Annotated in this window: 20 protein-coding genes; 6 read left to right on the top strand and 14 right to left on the bottom strand. The window is 72.3% G+C overall.

From position 1 onward, the window contains the following. Position 1 precedes the first annotated feature (1 nt). Both ACFVHK_RS09365 and ACFVHK_RS09360 read right to left on the bottom strand, forming a co-directional pair. Positions 2-1,843: a hypothetical protein gene (locus tag ACFVHK_RS09365; RefSeq protein ID WP_129234192.1), complete on the bottom strand. Its 1,842-nt coding sequence runs from the start codon at positions 1,841-1,843 to the stop codon at positions 2-4. Between the two features lie 163 nt (positions 1,844-2,006). Then, positions 2,007-2,930: an oxygenase MpaB family protein gene (locus ACFVHK_RS09360; RefSeq protein ID WP_376928579.1), complete on the bottom strand. Its 924-nt coding sequence runs from the start codon at positions 2,928-2,930 to the stop codon at positions 2,007-2,009. A 109-nt stretch (positions 2,931-3,039) separates the two neighbouring features. Between ACFVHK_RS09360 and ACFVHK_RS09355 the strand changes: the two genes are divergently transcribed. From ACFVHK_RS09355 to ACFVHK_RS09345, 3 genes are all read left to right on the top strand, one after another. Next, complete coding sequence (locus ACFVHK_RS09355; protein WP_129235971.1) at positions 3,040-4,017, top strand: calcium/sodium antiporter; 978 nt, start codon at positions 3,040-3,042, stop codon at positions 4,015-4,017. A 103-nt stretch (positions 4,018-4,120) separates the two neighbouring features. Then, the gene (locus ACFVHK_RS09350) at positions 4,121-4,846 is read left to right on the top strand and encodes a DUF6518 family protein (RefSeq protein ID WP_376928578.1); all 726 of its coding nucleotides are present in this window, start codon (positions 4,121-4,123) and stop codon (positions 4,844-4,846) included. Positions 4,847-4,854: 8 nt separating this feature from the next. Then, positions 4,855-5,199, top strand: a complete 345-nt coding sequence (locus tag ACFVHK_RS09345) for a CHY zinc finger protein (protein ID WP_376928577.1) — start codon at positions 4,855-4,857, stop codon at positions 5,197-5,199. Positions 5,200-5,217: 18 nt separating this feature from the next. On the opposite strand, the gene ACFVHK_RS09340 is transcribed toward ACFVHK_RS09345, so the two are convergent. From ACFVHK_RS09340 to ACFVHK_RS09310, 7 genes are all read right to left on the bottom strand, one after another. Further along, positions 5,218-6,018, bottom strand: coding sequence for an alpha/beta fold hydrolase (locus ACFVHK_RS09340; RefSeq protein WP_376928576.1), 801 nt, complete (start codon positions 6,016-6,018; stop codon positions 5,218-5,220). A gap of 42 nt (positions 6,019-6,060) precedes the next feature. After that, complete coding sequence (locus tag ACFVHK_RS09335) at positions 6,061-6,966, bottom strand: potassium channel family protein (RefSeq protein WP_376928575.1); 906 nt, start codon at positions 6,964-6,966, stop codon at positions 6,061-6,063. Next, a complete protein-coding gene (locus tag ACFVHK_RS09330) occupies positions 6,963-7,883 on the bottom strand; it encodes a bile acid:sodium symporter family protein (RefSeq protein WP_376928574.1) in 921 nt (306 codons plus the stop codon). Before ACFVHK_RS09330 ends, ACFVHK_RS09335 begins: the two co-directional genes overlap by 4 nt. A 98-nt stretch (positions 7,884-7,981) precedes the next feature. Continuing rightward, positions 7,982-8,482, bottom strand: a complete 501-nt coding sequence (locus tag ACFVHK_RS09325) for a bifunctional nuclease family protein (RefSeq protein WP_129233812.1) — start codon at positions 8,480-8,482, stop codon at positions 7,982-7,984. 106 nt (positions 8,483-8,588) lie between these two features. Next, positions 8,589-8,945 (bottom strand): three-helix bundle dimerization domain-containing protein, encoded by a 357-nt coding sequence (locus ACFVHK_RS09320; protein ID WP_376928573.1) that lies wholly within the window; start codon positions 8,943-8,945, stop codon positions 8,589-8,591. Between the two features lie 56 nt (positions 8,946-9,001). Then, complete coding sequence (locus tag ACFVHK_RS09315) at positions 9,002-9,331, bottom strand: nuclear transport factor 2 family protein (protein ID WP_376928572.1); 330 nt, start codon at positions 9,329-9,331, stop codon at positions 9,002-9,004. An 83-nt stretch (positions 9,332-9,414) separates the two neighbouring features. Further along, on the bottom strand, positions 9,415-11,853 hold the full coding sequence (locus tag ACFVHK_RS09310; protein ID WP_376928571.1) for a M14 family metallopeptidase: 2,439 nt from the start codon (positions 11,851-11,853) through the stop codon (positions 9,415-9,417). A 292-nt stretch (positions 11,854-12,145) separates the two neighbouring features. On the opposite strand from ACFVHK_RS09310, the gene ACFVHK_RS09305 reads away from it, so the two are divergent. Then, complete coding sequence (locus tag ACFVHK_RS09305) at positions 12,146-12,838, top strand: YdeI/OmpD-associated family protein (RefSeq protein ID WP_376928570.1); 693 nt, start codon at positions 12,146-12,148, stop codon at positions 12,836-12,838. A gap of 19 nt (positions 12,839-12,857) precedes the next feature. Here ACFVHK_RS09305 and ACFVHK_RS09300 read toward each other — a convergent pair whose 3' ends face one another. Beyond that, a complete protein-coding gene (locus tag ACFVHK_RS09300) occupies positions 12,858-13,634 on the bottom strand; it encodes a PspA/IM30 family protein (protein ID WP_376928569.1) in 777 nt (258 codons plus the stop codon). Further along, positions 13,631-14,293, bottom strand: coding sequence for a hypothetical protein (locus tag ACFVHK_RS09295; RefSeq protein ID WP_376928568.1), 663 nt, complete (start codon positions 14,291-14,293; stop codon positions 13,631-13,633). The genes ACFVHK_RS09300 and ACFVHK_RS09295 overlap by 4 nt, the downstream gene beginning before the upstream one ends. 256 nt (positions 14,294-14,549) lie before the next feature. Here ACFVHK_RS09295 and ACFVHK_RS09290 point away from each other — a divergent pair, with 256 nt between their 5' ends. Next, positions 14,550-14,909: an iron chaperone gene (locus tag ACFVHK_RS09290; RefSeq protein ID WP_376928567.1), complete on the top strand. Its 360-nt coding sequence runs from the start codon at positions 14,550-14,552 to the stop codon at positions 14,907-14,909. A 99-nt stretch (positions 14,910-15,008) separates the two neighbouring features. Next, a complete protein-coding gene (locus ACFVHK_RS09285; RefSeq protein WP_376928566.1) occupies positions 15,009-15,179 on the top strand; it encodes a hypothetical protein in 171 nt (56 codons plus the stop codon). Between the two features lie 12 nt (positions 15,180-15,191). Here the strand turns inward: ACFVHK_RS09285 and ACFVHK_RS09280 are convergent, their stop codons facing one another. From ACFVHK_RS09280 to ACFVHK_RS09270, 3 genes are all read right to left on the bottom strand, one after another. Continuing rightward, a complete protein-coding gene (locus tag ACFVHK_RS09280) occupies positions 15,192-15,827 on the bottom strand; it encodes a nuclear transport factor 2 family protein (protein WP_376928565.1) in 636 nt (211 codons plus the stop codon). A 90-nt stretch (positions 15,828-15,917) separates the two neighbouring features. Continuing rightward, positions 15,918-16,664 carry a formylglycine-generating enzyme family protein gene (locus tag ACFVHK_RS09275; RefSeq protein WP_376928564.1) on the bottom strand — a complete coding sequence of 249 codons (747 nt, stop codon included), beginning with the start codon at positions 16,662-16,664 and terminating at the stop codon, positions 15,918-15,920. Between the two features lie 78 nt (positions 16,665-16,742). Continuing rightward, positions 16,743-17,642 (bottom strand): lytic transglycosylase domain-containing protein, encoded by a 900-nt coding sequence (locus ACFVHK_RS09270; RefSeq protein WP_376928563.1) that lies wholly within the window; start codon positions 17,640-17,642, stop codon positions 16,743-16,745. Positions 17,643-17,796 lie beyond the last annotated feature (154 nt).

Raw genomic sequence — 17,796 nt, 5'->3', positions numbered from 1 at the left:
CTCAGGCCTCCTCGGGTGCGTGCAGGCTCGCGAACGTCAACCGTCCGATCGCGGGCTGGTCGAGCCAGATCGCGAGCGGGTCGCCGTCCTCGACCTCGTCGAACCAGTCGTGGATCTCCTCGAGCCGCGCGACGCCGGCCGCGTGCTGATGGCGACCGTGCGTCCGGAGCGGTTCCGGCAGCTTCGCGAGCTCGGCGGGGCGGGTGTACGGCAGCGGCTTCGGGACGAGCCAGGCGACGCGCCCGTCGACGTTCGCGATCACCGTGCAGGCCGCGTGGAGGCGCGTCCGGGTGTCCCGGTCGGGTCCCGACTCGAGGTCCTCGCGCCGCTGCACGATCTGGATGAAGATCCTCGGGTGCGGCTGGCCGTCGCCGCCGCTCTGGAACCCGACGTGCATGCCGAGGACCCGGATCCGTCCCGCGTGGGGGTCGAGGCCGAGTTCGACGGCGTGCGCCTTCGCCCAGTTCACGGTCTGCGCGTACACCGCCCTCGAACGCTCCTTGGCGGCGTTGCCGGCCGCGGTGACCGAGGACGCCGCGGGGTCGAGCTTGATCGTCGAGTCGAGGATCAGCTGCCCGAGGTCGACCGTCGCATCACCCGTCGTGAGGTTCAGCGGGATGGTCGGGCGGCGCCAGAGCAGCGCCTGGTCGGCGAGCGAGACGACGCCGGGCGGGAAGATGCCGCGGCGTCGCAGCGCCTCGACGAGGTGGCCGCGGAGATGGATCCGGTCGTCGGGGAACAGGTCGCGGTCGGCCGTGATGACGGCGCGCACGACGTCGCCGAACGTGACGTCGACCGCCGGCAGGTAGTCGAATCCGCGGACCACCATGCCGAGGATGCGGTCGGCGTTCTTCACGGCCTCGCCGGCGATGCGGCGGACGAGGTCGGGCGACAGCTCGCCGTCGGAGAGCACGCCCGAGCCCCCCGTGGCGAGCCGTCGGAGGTCCGCGATCCGCGATCGGTAGGTCGCGAGGTACGCGTCGAACACGGCGGCCACGAAGATCGCGCCGCGGCGATGCGGCTCGCGCGCCGCCTGGAAGTCCGCCGGATCGGGCTCCGACCCGACCGCCGAGCGCAGCGGCCCGCCGCGGCCGGTCGACCGGCCGAACTCGTCCGCCAGCGAGAGCAGCGCCGTGGCATCGGAGAGCTCGCTGCGCGAGCCGGCGACGAAGTCCTCGACGATGTCGGTGAACAGGAAGTGGTGGAACAGTGCGACGAGGTCGGCGAACGCCTCGTGGAAGGCGAAGACGTCGGAGTTCGTCGCGATCGTGAACATCGGCCGCATCCGGTGCACGATCGCGTGCGTGACCTCGTGGGCGATGATGTCGACCGAGAGGCACGTGAACATCAGCTGGTGCGGCAGGTTCGCCTGCGAGTCGGAGTCGTCGGCCCGGTAGTAGCCGAAGAGGACCGCGCGCCGGTCCGGGTCGAAGTAGGCGTTGCGGCCGTAGAACGCGTGCGGCACGAGCCGGAGCCGGTCCTCGCCGCGCCAGCGGAAGCGACGACCGGTGAACCGCTCGAACCGCTCGATGACGCTCATCGTGATCGCGTAGACGATCTGCTGGTGCGACCGCGGATCGCTCTCGGACGGACGCAGGCCCTCCTGCGCGAGGACGGGCGGGTCGTCGAGGTCGACGGGGTGGTACCACCGGCGCCGGGTGGCGTCGTAGTCGACGACCTGGACGAGCTCGCCGTCCGGGCCCGGCCGGAGCCCCGTCTCGAACGGGATGTCGACCGTGAGGAACTGGCCGCTGAGGCGCGAGCTCATCGGGTCGAACGCGAAGGCGCGCAGGAGGCGGCGGTCGGGTGCCTGGACGGCGGGCACGTTGTGGTTGGAGAGCATCGCAGGGCCTCCTCGACAAGGCTGGAACGCGTGATGCTGCCGTGCAGGGCCGAACCTATCGACCCCCGACCGGTGCGGCAACAGGGAACGCCCTGAGGGCCCGCACCGACCCGTCGTGGCGAAGCGGCGACCGAGGGCCGGAGCGCCACGCGAGGAACGCGGATCAGCCGCGCGACGCCGACTCCGACGCGCCCGCGAGGCGTGCGATCCGCCGGCGCGCGTTGCGCTCGCTCGGCGACATCCGCCCGAACCGCTGCGTGCCGATCGCGAGCACCGCGCGCGTGAGCGTGACCGCGGGCCACCACGGCCGCCGGAGGCCGAGCAGGCTGCGCTCCCGGGCGCCGAGCGACGCGACCGCGCCGCCGAACAGGATCGGGTAGATGAGGGCCACGACCCCCGGAAGCCCGGGACGTCGGATGAACCGCACGGCCTCGGCGACGCGCTCGTCGGGCCGCGCGTCCGCGAGGAACCCGTCGAGCTCGGCACGCAGCGCGCCGAGCGATGTCGGCGGCTCGCGCACGCCCATGAGCCGGCCGACCTCCGCCCACTCCCGCACGTAGGCGTCGCCGCCCCCGGGGATCGGCCCGCCCCAGCGCTCGTGCGCGCCGATGAACGCCTCGGTGAACGCGTCGTGCACCCACCGCAGCAGGTCCTCGTCGTTGGCGGCGTAGGCGCGCGTCTCGCCGCGGGCGTCGACGTACGTCCCGGTGACCCGCTCGTGCAGTCGGGACACCGCGGCGCACGCGGCCGCGGCGGCGCGCCGGTCGCCGAACGTGGTGGTCGCCACCCATCGCACGGTGCCGTCGAGGCGCCCGAGCGGATCCTCCCGGTACCGCGAGTGGTCGTGGACGCCCGCCATCGCGCCCGGGTGCAGGGTCTGCAGCAGCAGCGCGCGGATCCCCGCGACGAGCGTGGGAAGTGCGCCGTTGACGGCCCACACGGCGCTTCCCGGGCCGAACAGCCCGGCGTCGTCTCCCTCGGCGAGCGCCCGCGTCCAGGCCGGCGGCTCGTCGTGACGACGACGCAGCGGACTCCACCGCGCGTGCCCCGCGCGGGCCCCGGCGCCGTCGCGCCCGCGCTCCGCCATGCCTCCGACGCTAGGCGTTCGCGCCGCCCGTGCACCTGCGGATTCGCTGCGAAAGGCCCTACTGTCGAACGGACGGACCTGCGAACCGGTGAGCCTCGGAGGGAGCGGCATGTCCGAATCCCTGCTGCTCGTGGGGGGCCTGCTCGCGCTCGTCGGCGGCGCCGAGCTGCTCGTGCGCGGCGGCACCCGGCTCGCCGCGCGGCTGGGCGTCTCGCCGATGGTGATCGGCGTGACCGTCGTCTCGCTCGGCACGAGCGCACCCGAGCTCGCGATCGGCATCGACGCGGCCGCGCAGGGCACCGGCTCGCTCGCCCTCGGCAACATCGTCGGCACGAACACGCTGAACGTGCTGCTCATCCTCGGCATCGCCGCGCTCATCAGGCCCCTCACGCTGCGGTCGCACGCGATCCGGCTCGACCTCCCGGCGATGGTGGTCGCCGCGGCGACCCTGCTGCTGCTCTGCGCCGACGGCGTCGTCACCCGCTTCGACGGCGCGCTGCTCGTGCTGCTGGGCATCGTGTACACCGTGATCATCGTCCGCGCGGCGCATCGGGAGGGGCTCGCCGCGCGCGCCGAGTTCGCGCGCGAGTTCGGCGCGCCGCGGGCACGCGCTGCCGGGGAACCCACCCGCACCGTGCGCGATGCCGTCCAGCTCGTCGCGGGCATCGGCATCGTGGTCCTCGGCGCCGACTGGCTCGTGAGCGGCGCGGTCGAGCTCGCCGCGGGGTTCGGGGTCCCGGTCTCGGTCATCGGACTCACGATCGTCGCGATCGGCACCTCGTCGCCCGAACTCGTGACCGCGATCGTCGCGACCATCCGCCGCGAGCGCGACATCGCCGTGGGCAACCTCCTCGGCAGCAGCGTGTTCAACATCCTGTTCATCTTCGGCATCACGAGCCTCATCCCGGCCGACGGGATCGGCGTCGACCGGGGCATCCTCACGATCGACCTGCCGGTCATGGTCGGGGCGACGATCGCGTGCATCCCGGTGTTCCTCACCGGGCGGCGCATGCAGCGGGTCGAGGGAGCCGTGTTCGTCGTCGCCTACCTGGCGTACCTGACGAGCCTGCTGCTGTTCCGGACCTGACCCGCTCGCGCGCGCGCGGCGCGGTCACGGTGCGGTCACGACCTCCTGCGAGTCAGCCGAGCGGATGACGCGGGGCCGGAGCTTCGCGTCTAGCGTGCGGTGCATGGCAGGTCGCAGCGGTCGGAATCCCGCGCCGGGTGCGGGCGCACCCCGTGCCGGTGCCGTTCCCGCGGACTCGCCCGCGTACGGCGCCGCGTCCACCCCGGCGCGCGCGCCGCGGCATCCGTGGTCCTCCGCCGCGCGGCGGATCCTGCTGGTCGCCGCCGTCGCGTTCGTGCTCGGCGGACTCACGCCGTGGGGTCAGCTCCTGCTCCCCGCCGAGACGTCGTCGCTCGCGAACTCCGCGGGCGGATGGACGATCCCGACCGCGCTGCTCGTCGTCCTCCTCGCGCGCGGGTACCGCGAGGCGGCCGTTGCGGGCGCGGCGGCGTTCATCGCGCTGACGTTCGGGTACGCCGTGGCATCCGGATGGCGCGGCTTCGCCTTCGACCCGACGACCTGGGCGATCATCGGGGTGTTCGCGGGCCCGGTCGTCGGGTGCGCGGCGCACGCGCTCCGGCGCCGGGCTCTGCAGCTCGCGCTCGGCGCCTCGGTGCTCGCCGGGATCCTCGTCGGCGAGGGCGTCTACGGGCTCACGGTCGTCGCCGAGACGACGAGCCCCGTGTGGTGGTGGATCGAGATCGCGGTCGGCGCGGCCGTGCTGGTCGCCGGCGTGCTCCGGGTGCGGCCGTGGGGGCTCGCGCTCGTGGCGCTCACCGGCACCGTGCTCGTCGCCGGCCTCGTCTGGTCGGCATTCGTGCTGCTGCCGATCCTCGTGTTCCGGGGATGATGGAGGGCATGACGCACGACGCCCCGCCCGCACGACCGCGCGTGCTGGGTGCGGTCGTCGACGACGAGACCCGCTGCGTGCACTACCGCACCGACGTCGACATCGTCGCGATCCGCTTCGCCTGCTGCGGCGAGTACTACCCGTGCCACCTCTGCCACGAGGAGGCCGCCGGGCACCCCGCACGGCAGTGGCCGATCGCCGAGCGCGAGGCGCGCGCCATCCTCTGCGGGTCGTGCGGGGCCGAACTGCCGATCGCGACCTACCTCGAAGTCGAGGCCTGCCCCGAATGCGGCGCGGCGTTCAACCCGCGCTGCCGGCTGCACGCGCACCTGTACTTCGAGTCCGAGGGGTGAGGTCGCCCCACCCGCCGCTCAACGCCCGTCGGACAGGAACTCGATCGCCGCGCGTCGGAACTCCCGCGACCCGGGCGCGTTGAAGTGGTGGCGGTCGGGGATCTCGGCGAACGACCCGCCGGGCGTCGCCGCGGCGAGCGCGCGCGACTGCTCGATGATCGCGTCCTCGGTGCCGGTCGCGAACAGGATCGGCTGGGGAGGCGGGTTCGACGGGTCCGGGTCGGCGTCGCCGGCGCGCATGCCCTCGGCGAGCGCGACGAGCGCGAGCAGGTCGTTGCCCGGGACGCGCTCCGCGAGCGTGACGTAGTTGCGCGTGACCGGGTCGTCGACGGGCGTGCCCTGCTGGGCGTACGCGCGCGCCTGCTCGATCTGCATGCGCGCGAGCGGCCGGCCGTCGGGGATGCCGCCGAGCACCGCCCGCTCGATGCGCTGGGGCACCTGCACGGCGGCCTGCCAGCCGACCCGGGCGCCGAGCGAGTATCCGGCGTAGCGCACGGTGTCGACGAGGTAGGTGTCGAGGACGGTGACGAGGTCGCCGACGAAGGCGTCCATGCCGTAGGCGGATGCCTCGTGCGGTGTGTCGCTCGCACCGTGCCCGCGCTGGTCGACGCCGAGCACCCGGAACCCCGCGCGGAGCAGGTCGCGCACCCACCCGGTGCTCACCCAGTTGTCACGGCAGCTCGACGCGAAGCCGTGCACGCACAGGACCGTCGGGGCGTCGTCCTCGCCCCACGAGTACGTCGCGATGCGACGCCCCTCCCCCGACATGACGAACTGCGGCGCGGGCATCTCGGTCAGTGACGGGAACGCGGCATCCATGTCGGCCATTCTGCCGCGCGGCCCGCGGGCGCGCGCGGCGGCTCAGGCGGGTGTCGACCCCGCGGACCCCTCGGGCACGGTCGCACGCTGCCGGTGCTGTCGCGCGTACTCGCGCAGGATCTCATCCGTGTCGGCGCCGACCCGCATGAACCGGTCGCGGAGCACAGTCGCGTAGTCGTCGATCGCCTCCTCGAGCATCTGGCCGCTGTTGCGGACGGTCCGGTCCGAGGAACGCCGGGCGAGCTTGGCCAGGTGGAGCGCGTAGGGCAGTTGCGCGGCGAGCGAGGCCGTCTCCTCCGCCTCCGTGAAGTAGTACGACTCCGAGTTCTGCCACACGTCCACACGCGACTGGGCGAGCGCGGCGGTGAGCGAGTCGAGCAGTCCGCTCGACGTGGCCGACTCCATGCTGAGGAGGTGCCCCGCCGTGTCGGCACGCTGGATCAGCGCGATGCGCAGCGCGAGCGTGCGCCGACGTCCGAGGTCGGGGTAGAGCTGGAGGAACCAGGCCACCGCGGCCGTGAGCAGCGCGAATCCGATCAGTCCCTGCAGGGGCGCGAAGATCCGCAACCAGGGATCGGTCGGGTAGACGTCGCCGAGCCCGAGCGTCGACATGCTCACGGTCGAGTAGTAGAACGCCTCGACGATCGCCGGGTACGCCTGCGGGTCGACGCCCGGGTTGTACTCGAACCCGTCGGGGACGAACGGCAGGTAGACCAGCGTCCAGCCGACGATCTGGAGCGCCGCCCAGACGGCGACGACGACGACCGCCGCGACGGGACCCGCGACGGTGCGCCCGCGACGTCCGAAGCGGGAGGTCAGCGCCCAGGTCGACCGGGCGGCGAGGTGGGAGAGGCGGCCTCGGCCCGTCGGGTGCAGCACCGTGTGGAAGACCTCATCGAGTCCGATCACGATGAGGACCACTCCGGCGACGACCCACAGCACGCTCACCCGCCCATGCTCCGAGCGCTCGCCTCCGGGTCCGGGTCCGGGTTCGCTCCCTCCGCGGCCGGGGCATCCGTCCTTCGACCGCGGATGAGGAAGCCGAAGCCGAGCGCGACGAAGAACATGAGCACGCCGTAGACCGCTGCGGGGAGGCTCATCTCGACGCTGCCGATGACGGTCTGCGCGATGACGATCGCGAGGGTCGCGTTGTGGATGCCGATCTCGAACGAGCTCGCGATCGACTGCCGGCGCTCGACGCGGAGCAGGCGCGGCACGAGGTACCCGATCCCGAGGCTCAGCAGGCAGAAGAGCACCGTGATCCCGGCGAGTCGGCCGAAGTTGTCGACCAGCAGTCCGAGGTTCGACGCGATCGCGCCGGCGATCACGACGACGAGGATGACGACCGATGCGATCCGGACCGGACGGTCCATCCGGTCGGCGAAGGCGGCCTTCCAACGGCGCACGAGCATGCCGGCGATCACGGGGAGCAGCACGATGGCGAACACCTCGACGGTCTTCGCGAGCTGGAGTCCGAGGCCGTCGTCTCCGGGCAGGAAGTACGCGATCGAGAGGTTCGCGATGAGCGGCAGGGTGAACACCGCGATGACGGAGTTGAGCGCCGTGAGCGAGATGTTCAGGGCGACGTCGCCGCGGAACAGGTGCGAGTAGAGGTTCGCGGTCGTCCCGCCGGGCGAGGCGGCGAGCAGCATCATTCCGACCGCGAGCACCGGTGGCAGGTCGAACAGCAGCACGAGCCCGAAGCAGACGGCCGGCAGCAGCACCAACTGGCAGGCGAGGGCGACGATCACCGCCTTCGGCTGCGTCGCGACCCGCGCGAAGTCGCGCGGAGTCAGGGCGAGCCCCAGGCCGAACATGATGATGCCCAGGGCGACCGGCAGCCCGATCGTCGTCAGTGGACCCATTGATCACTCCTTCGTGAAGACGGTGCCTCACAGTCTGGAGTGCGCGGGGACGCCGTGTCACGCACGCTCGCCGGATCGGACCGGGTGGGTTCGCCCGATCAGCCCTGGAAGTCCTCCGGGTCGACGTCCTCGAGGAACTTCTTGAACTCCTCGAGCTTCTCCTCGTCCTCGCTGTCGTGGTGCTCGACCATCTCGGCGGGGATCCCCGCGTCGTCCATCACCGCGTCGGCCACGAAGAGCGGCGCGTCGATGCGGACGGCCATGCCGATGGCATCCGACGGCCGCGAGTCGATCACGAGCGGCCCGGCCGGCGTGACGAGCGTGAGCTCGGCGTAGAACGTGCCCTCCTCGATGCGGGTCACGTCGATGCGCTCGAGGTTGCCGCCGACGGCCTCGATGAGGGTGACCAGCAGGTCGTGCGTGAGCGGACGGGGGGCGTGGTCGCCGCCCAGGGCGATGAGGATCGACGTCGCCTCCTGCTCGCCGATCCAGATCGGCAGCACGCGCCCCTCGGCCGATTCCTCGCCGAGCGGCTTCAGCAGGACGATGTGCTGCCGGGCCGCGTCGAGCGCGATCCCGAGGACGCGGACCTGGACCATGGCGACTCCCGTCTGGTGGTCGGGACGTGGTCCTGCCATGGTACGTCGGGCGGCCGTCGGCCCCACCGGCGGAAGGTCCCGCGCGCAGCCGCCCCCGCGGGAACGATCAGGACGCCCGGCCGCCGAGGTCGCCGAAGAGGAAGTCGCTCCCGTCGACCTCGCGGCGCCGCGCGCGCTCCATCGGGTCGACCTCGGCGCCGTCGGGGCGCCGGACCTCGTCCGCGGCGGCGAGCGCCGCGGCGTCCGGCTCGACGTCGACGCCCTTCGCCTCCGCCTTCAGCCGCTTGCGGGCCTCGCGCTCGACGAGCACGGGCACGAAGTCGCGGACCGGTCGACCGTCGAACCGGTGGTGCTCCTCGTCGACGATCGCGTGGACGTGATCCTCGGAGAGGGAGGGGAAGCGCTCCAGCAGGCGCGAGACGACGTGCTCGACGGCCTGCTGTTCATCGGCCTCAGTGGTCATGGATGCAGTGTGCGCCGTCGCGTCGCCCTGTGCAAGCGCATCGTCGGATCGCAGGCCTACGCGATGAGGAACCGCGCGATCAGCCCGTCGCGCAGGTCGAACGTGAAGACGCCCGGCCCGTTGTACCCGCCGCCCGAGACGGTCACCGTGAGCAGGTACTGCCCCGGCATCCGTCCCGCCCTGATGGAGTGCGCCTCGAAGCGCGCGTTCCTGCCGATGTTGTCGGACTCGTTCCAGCTCGCGACGCCCTCGCGGCCGTGGAACTCGCGACCCCAGTCGTTCAGGTACGCGTCCTCGGTGAAGGCGGCGACGAACCCCTCGGAGTCGCCGGCGTTGGTGGTGTCGACGAACGCCCGGATGGCCTCGGGCATGGCGGTGTCGGACATGGGCACACCCTACGCCGACGACCGCGGCCGCGGCATCCGTTCGGACGCCGCGGCCGCAGCCGGTTCGGGCCTGGCGGGGAGGCTCAGCTCGGCGCGTTCGCCGTGGTCGTGCTGAAGTTGGTACCGCCGCCTCCGGGCTTGTAGTTCTTCTCGATGTTGCCCGCCGCGTCGACGGAGAACCACTTGATCCTGGTGCCGGCCGGCACCGTGATCGTCTCACCGCCCTCGCGGATGCCCGCGGAGGCATACATCGTCGAGGCGAACGTCGGCTTGGCCCCGTCGACCGTGTAGAAGACCGACGCCGGCTCCGACGTCTCGAACACCACGTCGACCATGCCCGCCTCGGCGCTCGCCGAGACGACCACCGAACTCGAGGGGCGCTGCGAGTCGGTGTGGTAGTCGTACGCCACGCGCATGAGCTCGACGAGACCGTTCGCGAACTCCTGCGACTCGGCGTGCGCCGACGGGCCCATCGGGTTCTCGTTCTCGAACGGGGGCTGGAACTGCGTCCCGACCTCGAAGTTCCAGGCGTAGATGCCGTACTTGTACCAGAGCATGTCACCGGAGTTGCCGGCCGCCGAGTACAGCACGTCGGAGACGGGGCCCGTGCGCGCCGGGGTCACCGACAGGCCGCGGTACCGCTTGATCTCGGAGAGGATCCGCGACGACGCACCCCAGAAGTACGCCTCGTCCTCGACCGTCGGTCGCGGCGCCGAGATGCGACCCGGGGTGATGTACGCGCCGGGCGACCACATGAAGTAGTTGCCCGAGCTGTGCAGGTTCATCGAGAACTCGATGTTCGGGTTCTCCGCCGCGATCCAGTCGATGTTGGCGCTCTCCGGCTCGCTCAGCTCGCTCGGGCCGGCGTACGTGCTGCTCGTGCACGACGTCGACGCGCCGTTGTAGCCGTCGAAGAGGCTGTACGTGTCGTAGTTGCGGTTGTTGTCGACGCCCCAGTTGTCCCTCGCGAGGAAGTCGGCGCTGCCCGTCCGCTCGCAGTGGTTGAACATGTTCTTCCGCTGCGAGTTGAAGTCGTAGAACGAGTAGTGACCGCCGTCCGGGTTGACCGAGGGCACGATCCAGATGTCGAGGTTGTTCACGAGGCGCTTGGTCTCCGCGTCCTGCGCGTAGTTGCGCAGCATCCGCTCGGCGGTCTCGACCGCGACGAGCGGCGGCACCCATTCGCGTGCGTGCTCCTGGGCGTACGCGAGGACGCCCGGCTTCGAGCCGTCGCGCACCTTGCCGATCCGGATCGCGTACACCGGGTGCGGGTCGCGCGAGACGGTCTCGGGCGCCGACAGGTCGTCGGTGAGGTCCGCCGCCGCGGGGGCGACGACCCCCGACCCGGAGTTGCCGCGGTACGTGTACGCGACGACGAGCGCGGATGCCGCGGGCGAGGCGTTGATCGCCGCGACGACCTGCGCCGCGGTGCTCGTGACATCGCCGGCGGCGCTCGTCGCGAGCGACACCGTGATGTCATCGCCGGCGACGGTGACCGAGAGCGGCGAGTTCGGCGCGCCGGGGTCGACCGTCGCGATGCTGAGATCGTTGCCGCCCTCGTGGCCCCAGGCGATCGAGTCGACCGCGACGCGGGTGCTGCTGCTGGAGCCGAGCACCGCCTGGGCGAGGCGCCGGTAGCCGTTCGTCTCGTAGGGCAGTTCGACGATCTCCGAGATCTGCGGGAACTCTGCAGCGAGGTCGGCGATGCGGTCGTAGAGCTCGGTCGGCGTCAGGTACGACGTGATGAAGTCGCTCTGGTAGTTCGGGCCGAACGCGTCCTCGCCGTCGAGCGGCAGCCAGTCGTTCACCTTCGCGGTGGCGACGTCGCCGGTCGGGCTGACGATGCGGATCGTGTCGGGTCGCGTCTCGACGACGGCGGCGCCGCGGTGGTACAGGTAGACGCTCGCGTCGACGAAGCGGCTGATGTTCTGGCTGCCGCCGGAGCCGAGGTCGGTGCCCGGACCGCTGTCGCGCTCGACCGTGAGCTGGGCCGAGTTCGTCTGGCCCTCTGCCCACTTGGCCTCGACGGAGAGGTAGCCGACGCCGTACGAGGTGTAGTAGTCGGCGCGGATGATCTTCACGTCGGAGACGTCGGCGGCCGCCGCGGCCTCCGCGAACTCCTCGTTCGCCGCGACCGCCTCGGCGATGGTCGCGTCGCGCTCCGCGAGCACGGCGGCGGTGTCGTCCTCGTCGTGCAGGGACTTCCCGACCGCGAAGCCGTGCGCCCGGAGCGCGTCCGCCTCGCCGTCGCTGACGACCGCGTGGGCGGTGATCGTGCCGTCCGGGTTGGCGTGCGCGGCGTGGTCGAGGTCGACGCCGATGTCGACCAGGCGGTCGAGCTCTGCGGCGTCGGCGACGATCACCTCGACGACGGCGACCTCGTCACCGGATTCGCGGACGAGGTCCGGCAGCGGCTCGGTGCCGCTGGCCGGACTGATGGGCGTCATGCTGGTCAGGACGAGTCCCGCGAGCGCGGCGAACGCCGCCGACCCCCCGAGCATCCTGCGTCTCATCGTGGACATCGATGTCTTCCCCTCGTTGCGGTGGACCCTGGGATGGAGCCGTTCGCGGCGCAGGGAAGACCGGAAGCACTCGTCCCCACTCCGACCGCCCGACCCGGCCTGCGGGCGCGGGCCGGGTCGAGCGTGCGCTCTGTCTATCGGTTGGGCAACTTTCGCGTCAACGATGTCAAAAGTAGACGGGACGAATTGCCCGTTCCGCGGCACCTGCGGTGGACGATCGGCGCGGCGCCCTGCGGCGGGGTGACCCCGGGCCGCCGGTGCCGGCGTCGGTGGCCCCTGCCAGACTCGACCCATGAGCGGCACCATCGGCACGCCGGGCGGCACGCCCGAGCGGCCCGCCCTGTTCTTCTCGGGTCCCGAGGAGTTCCGCGCCTGGCTCGAGGCCAACCACGAGACCGAGACCGAACTGTGGATGGGCCTCTACAAGAAGGGCGCGCCCGAGCGCGGACTCACGTGGGAGGAGGCCGTGCCCGAGGCGCTCTGCTTCGGCTGGATCGACTCGGTGTCGCAGCGCATCGACGACGTCGCCCGTCGGCAGCGCTGGACTCCCCGCAAGCCGACGAGCAACTGGTCGGCCGTGAACGTCGCGCACGTCGAGCGGCTCACGGCCGAAGGCCGCATGCGTCCGGCGGGCATCGCGGCGTACGAGCGGCGGCGCGACGACCCGACGGCGATCTACTCGTTCGAGAACCTCGATGAGGCGCTGCCGCCGTCGTTCGCGGCGATGCTCGAGGCGGATGCCGCGGCGTCCGCCTTCTGGGAGACCGCGACGCCGAGCTACCGGAAGCTGGTGGCGCACTGGGTGCGGTCAGCGAAGCAGGAGTCCACGCGGGAACGACGGATGTCGCAGCTCATCGAGTGCAGCGCAGCGGGCGAGCTCGTGCCGTTCCAGCGCTACGGCGAGACCCCGAAGTGGGTCGAGCGGGCCGCGGCAGCGGCGCGGGCGGCGGTCGAACCGAGCGGCGGCGCGCCCGAGTCGTCCTGAGACCACGGCACGTGCCGGCTCAGCGCGTCGGCCCCTGCCCGATGCTCAGCCAGCCGTCGGGACCCTCATCGCCGCGCTCGGCGGCGGGCGCGTCCGACCCGGTGGCATCCCGCATCGACTGCAGGCGCCGCTCGACCTCGGCCTGCGCCGTGATCGCGGCCAGCTGCCGCTCGATGTCTGCATCCGGCGCCGCCGTGAGGTCCTTGAGCACCCCGCTCGTCAGCAGCTCGTCGGTGGCGGCCGCACGCGCCTGCATCTGCGCGACCCGGTCGCGCGCCCGGTCGAGGCTCGTGCCGATGTCGTCGATGTTCGCACTGAGGCCCGCGACCGCCTCGTTCGCGCGCACCTGCGCCGCCGACGCGGTGTAGGTCGCCTTGATCGTCTCCTTCTCGACGCGGAATGCCGCGATCTGGTCGGTCAGCCGGCGCTCCCGCTCCTGCAGCTGCGACGCCTGCCTGTCGAGCGACGTGTACTGCGCCTGCAGCTTCGCGACCTCGCCCTCGAGCAGGGCCCGACGCTCGAGCGCGGCGCGCGCGAGGTCCTCGTGCCCCTGCGTCAGTGCATCGCGCGCCTGCGCGCCCAGGCGCTGGTAGCGCCCGCCCATCTCCTGGCCCTGCAGTTCGATGCGCTTCTTCGCGGTGGCCACCTCGGCGACGGCGCGCCGCACCTCGTGCAGCAGCTTGACCTGCTGGTCGTAGCTGTCGTCGAGGGTGTCGCGCGGGTCCTCGATCCGGTCGAGGGCCTTCGTGGTCTTGCTGCGGAAGATGGTGCGCATCCGGGAGGTGTTGTCGCTCATGATCGGTTCCCCTTGTCTCGAACGGGTGAGCTGTGATGCACGGCCGCGGTGTCGCGAACCGTGGACGCGGCGGGCCGTCGGAGATGCCCGTCGGCGATGTCGCGGAGGCTGAGCGCGTGGAGCTCCTCGACGCCCGCGCGGAGCGCGGAGACCTCGCGGTCGACGTCGGCGCGCAGGCCGGTGAGTCCGTCGTCGCTCGCTCCGGCGAGGGCGGATGCCACGGCCGAGCGGATGCGTCGGACGAGCGCTTCGACCTGGCCGACGCGCTCCTCGGCGGAGGGGAGCTCGGCAGCGAGGACGGATCGGTCGATCTCGCTCTCCATCAGTCGCAGCTGCGCGTCGAGCGACGCGCCCTCCTCGCGGATGCGTCGGAAGATGCCCGGGAACTCCCCGCGCGGGCCCGGGCCCTGCGCGGCGAGGTCGACGGCGGCCTGCCCGCTCGCGAGCGCGTCGTCGAGCCGCACCCTGAGGTCGAGGATCGTGCGCTGCGGGCCGCGGCTCATCTTCGCCCGGCTCCGCAGCAGCGCACCGTCGACACGTCGGCTGCGACGGATGCGTCGGTAGGCGTGCCGCACCAGAAGCACGACCGCGACGAAGCTCGCGATGCCGATGAGCACGATGATGCCGAGTGCGGCGAGCACGACCTCCAGCCCGGTCATGGCCGCCGCCTCCGCGGGCTCGCGCCGATCCCTCCGCGGTCATCCAGGTCCATGCGCCCGCCCTCCCGTCGCTCCGTCGCTGCGGACATCGCGCCGGCGATGACGCGATATAGCGTGTCTCAACGCGATATATCGCAATCTACGCCAGGTCGGCCCGAAACGGCAGGGGGTGCATGCGAATTCGCAGGGTGCGCGCAGGGCGGCGGCCGGGCTCCCGGCACTGGTGCGTCCCATCGAACGGTGCGAGCATGACCGCATGGCAGTGCAGACCGTGGACGAGTACATCGCGTCGTTCCCCGACGAGGTCGCCGGTCGTCTCCGGCTGGTGCGAGCCGCGATCATCGCCGAGGTCCCGCCGCCGGCGGAGGAGAAGATGCGATACGGCATCGCCGCCGTCATGCTCGGCGGCCGCTACGCGCTGCACTTCGCCGGCTGGAAGCGCCACATCGGGCTCTACCCGGTGCCGACGCTGCCCGAGCCCATCGAGTCCGAGGTCGCTCCGATGCGGACCGGCAAGGACTCGGTGAACATCCGGCACGGCGACGACCTGCCCGTCGAGTTGATCGGGCGCATCACGGCGGCGATCGTCGCGCAGCGCGCCGCCGCCGACGGCTGACGCGCGATTCATCCGAAAGGCGGTTTCGGCCTCGCCGTCGGGCCTGCATGATGTGAGTGGATCGAACCAGGCGGCCATGAGCCGAAAGGACCGGCGATGATGACCTCGAACACCTCCGACCAGACCTCGCGTGGCGTGCGCCAGGAATCGAAGGCCACCCTGCTCGGCACCGCGCTCGTGCTCGTCATGGCCGCGCTCGTCATCGCCGCCGGGGCGATCCTGTCGGTCGCCGCAGTCGTGCTCGGCGACACCGCGTTGCAGTTGCCGTAGCCGGTCGTCGGCTCAGGCGCCGGCGTCGTCCGCCGCTCGCGCGGCCGGGACGATCACATCCCAGTGCTCGACGATCCGACCGTGCTCGACGCGCCAGAGGTCGTTGAAGACGACGGGTCCGCCGAAGTCGCCTTCGCACCGGGCGAAGACGAAGTCGCCCTCGGCGACGACCTGTCGCACCGCGTCGTACCGGAGCCGTCGCCCGGCCGCGGACCAGGCCGCGACGGCGTCGGCCAACCCGTCGAGGCCGTCGGCGACCTCCGGATTGTGCTGGACGTACCGGTCCGCCGAGACGTACTCGGTCCGGACCGAGCGGTCGCCTCCGATGAGCACCCGATCGATCCATCCGGCCACGAGCGCTCGGTTCGCCGCGGTCAGGTCGTGATCCGTCGGCGCGACCGGACCGTCGACCTGAGACCGACCTCCGACGGGCTCGTTCACGACCGGCGTTCGGGCCTCCCAGTGCTCCACGATCGTCCCGTCGCCGACGCGGAAGAGGTCGAACCCCACGAGCGGAACGGGACCGGCGCCGTGGACCACGCCGTGCAGGAGGACGAGGTCGCCGTCGGCGATCACGCGCACGCGCTCGTATCCGACACCCGGGGGCAGGGCGGTGACGTAGGCGGTGACGATGTCCTCGGCGCTCAACGGCGGTTCCTCCCCTCGGGGCCGGCGCGCTCCGTCCCGAGTCGTCTCATACGCTAGTGATACCGCGGCGCACCCGGAAGCACAGACTGCTCAGCGCCGCGGCGTCCACCCGTAGGGCACCGGCCCGTCGACCGCAGCGCGCTCGAGGTCGGCCTGCGCCGACCAGCCCTGCGCGGCATCCGCCGCATCGAACCCGCCCCGCGCGACGCGCAATCCGACGTCCTCGTGGTGCATGCGCGGCGCGCCGCCGCGCCTGGTGGAGGCCCGAACGCTCCACGCGTCGTCGGCGAAGCCGCCGCCCCGGAACACGCGGTAGTCGTCGTAGCGAGCCGGGTCGAGCAGGTCCCAGCACCACTCCCACACGTTGCCGAGCGTGTCGAACAGGCCGTTGAGGTTCGGCAGCCTGCCGCCGACGTCCTGCGGGGCGGTGACTCCGTCGGCGCTCGTCCACGCGACCTCGTCGAGCGGGCCGTAGTGCGGCGCGGTCGATCCGGCGCGGCACGCGAACTCCCACTCCGCCTCGGTCGGGAGGCGGAACCCGTCGGCATCCACATGCCAGGTGACGTCCTCACCGTCGAAGGCGTAGGCCGGGTCGAGCCCCTCCCACTCCGACGCGGCATTGCAGAAGCGGATGGCGCGGAGCCAGCTCACCTCGGTCGCCGGCCGCCGCGGGTGCGTCGCGGTCTCGCCCAGGAGCTCGGCCACCTGCTCCTGCGTCACCGGGTACACGCCGATCTCGAACGGCTCGAGGTCCACGCTCCGACGGAGGTCGCGCCGGGCGTCGTGGAGCACCACCGTGCCGGCGTCGATCCGCGCGAGCTCGATGTCGGCACTCATCGGGGCAGTCTCTCACGCGGAACTCCGCGGTCCGCGTGGTCGCGGCGGGCGGCCGCCGAGCGGCGGATCGACGGGGCACTACCCGATCGCGTCGGCGTACCCGTTCGCGAGCCTCGCGACCTTGTCGACGTACGAGTCGAGGTGGTTGTAGGAGAAGACGGCCTCGCGCCATCCGTCGGGCGTGGTCATCGGGCCGGAGGCGCACAGGTAGCGCGCGGCTGCGTGCGCGGCGTCGTCGATCTGGCTGGGGTCGGCGACGCCGTCGCCGTTCGCGTCGGCCCCCCACTGCTCCCAGGTCGACGGGATGAACTGCATCGGCCCGACCGCGCGGTCCCACGTGACGTCGCCGTCGAGGACGCCGCCGTCGGTGTCGTGGATCGCCGCCACGCCGTCGCCGTCGAGCGCCGGGCCGAGGATCGTGGGCCGGACCATGCCCGACGCCTCGAGGACCGAGCCGCCGTGGCTGCCGTGGCCGGACTCGATCGCGCCGATGGCCGCGATCGTCGTCCAGTCGAGCCCGCAGGTCGGCTCCTCCTCGGCAATCGCGACGTGCGCGAGCGCGTACGCCGAGAGCGCCCGCGGGGGGATGCCGGTCGCCTCCGCGACGACCGAGAGCCAGTCGACCTCGACCTCCGGCTCGGCCTCGGGCTCGGGCTCCACGAGCGGCGCCACCTCCGACCCGGTGAGGGCGTTCGGGTCATCCGTCGACTCGGACCGGGCGCCCGCCTCGGCGTCGCCCCCGGTCGATGACGAGGTCACCGGCGGAAGCGGAGCGCCGCGCCCCGACGCGGACGGTGCGGCGAACCCGCCGGGCTTCACTGCGACTCCCCAGGCGGTCACCGCGAAGACGGCGCCGACCACGAGGGCGACGACGGCGGTCACGAGGCCGACGTAGCCCGCGACCTGGAGCAGGATCTCGCGCCCGGACGGCCTCGGACCGCGCCGGTCCTCGCCGTTCGGATCGTCGTCCCACGTCATCGGTCTGCAGCTCCGTCTCGGGCGGTGGATCGAGGTTCGTGCCCGCCGGGACGGCGCTGCGCCGTGCCGTCGATGCACCGCGCTGCCGCCCCGCCCGCTCAGGCTACTCGCGCCGCCGCCCACGCGGGCTGAGAAGGTGCCGGACGTCCGGCCC

It is taken from the genome of Agromyces binzhouensis (assembly GCF_042672355.1).
Lineage (GTDB): Bacteria > Actinomycetota > Actinomycetes > Actinomycetales > Microbacteriaceae > Agromyces > Agromyces binzhouensis.
This window is presented reverse-complemented; position numbering and strand designations above follow the sequence as displayed.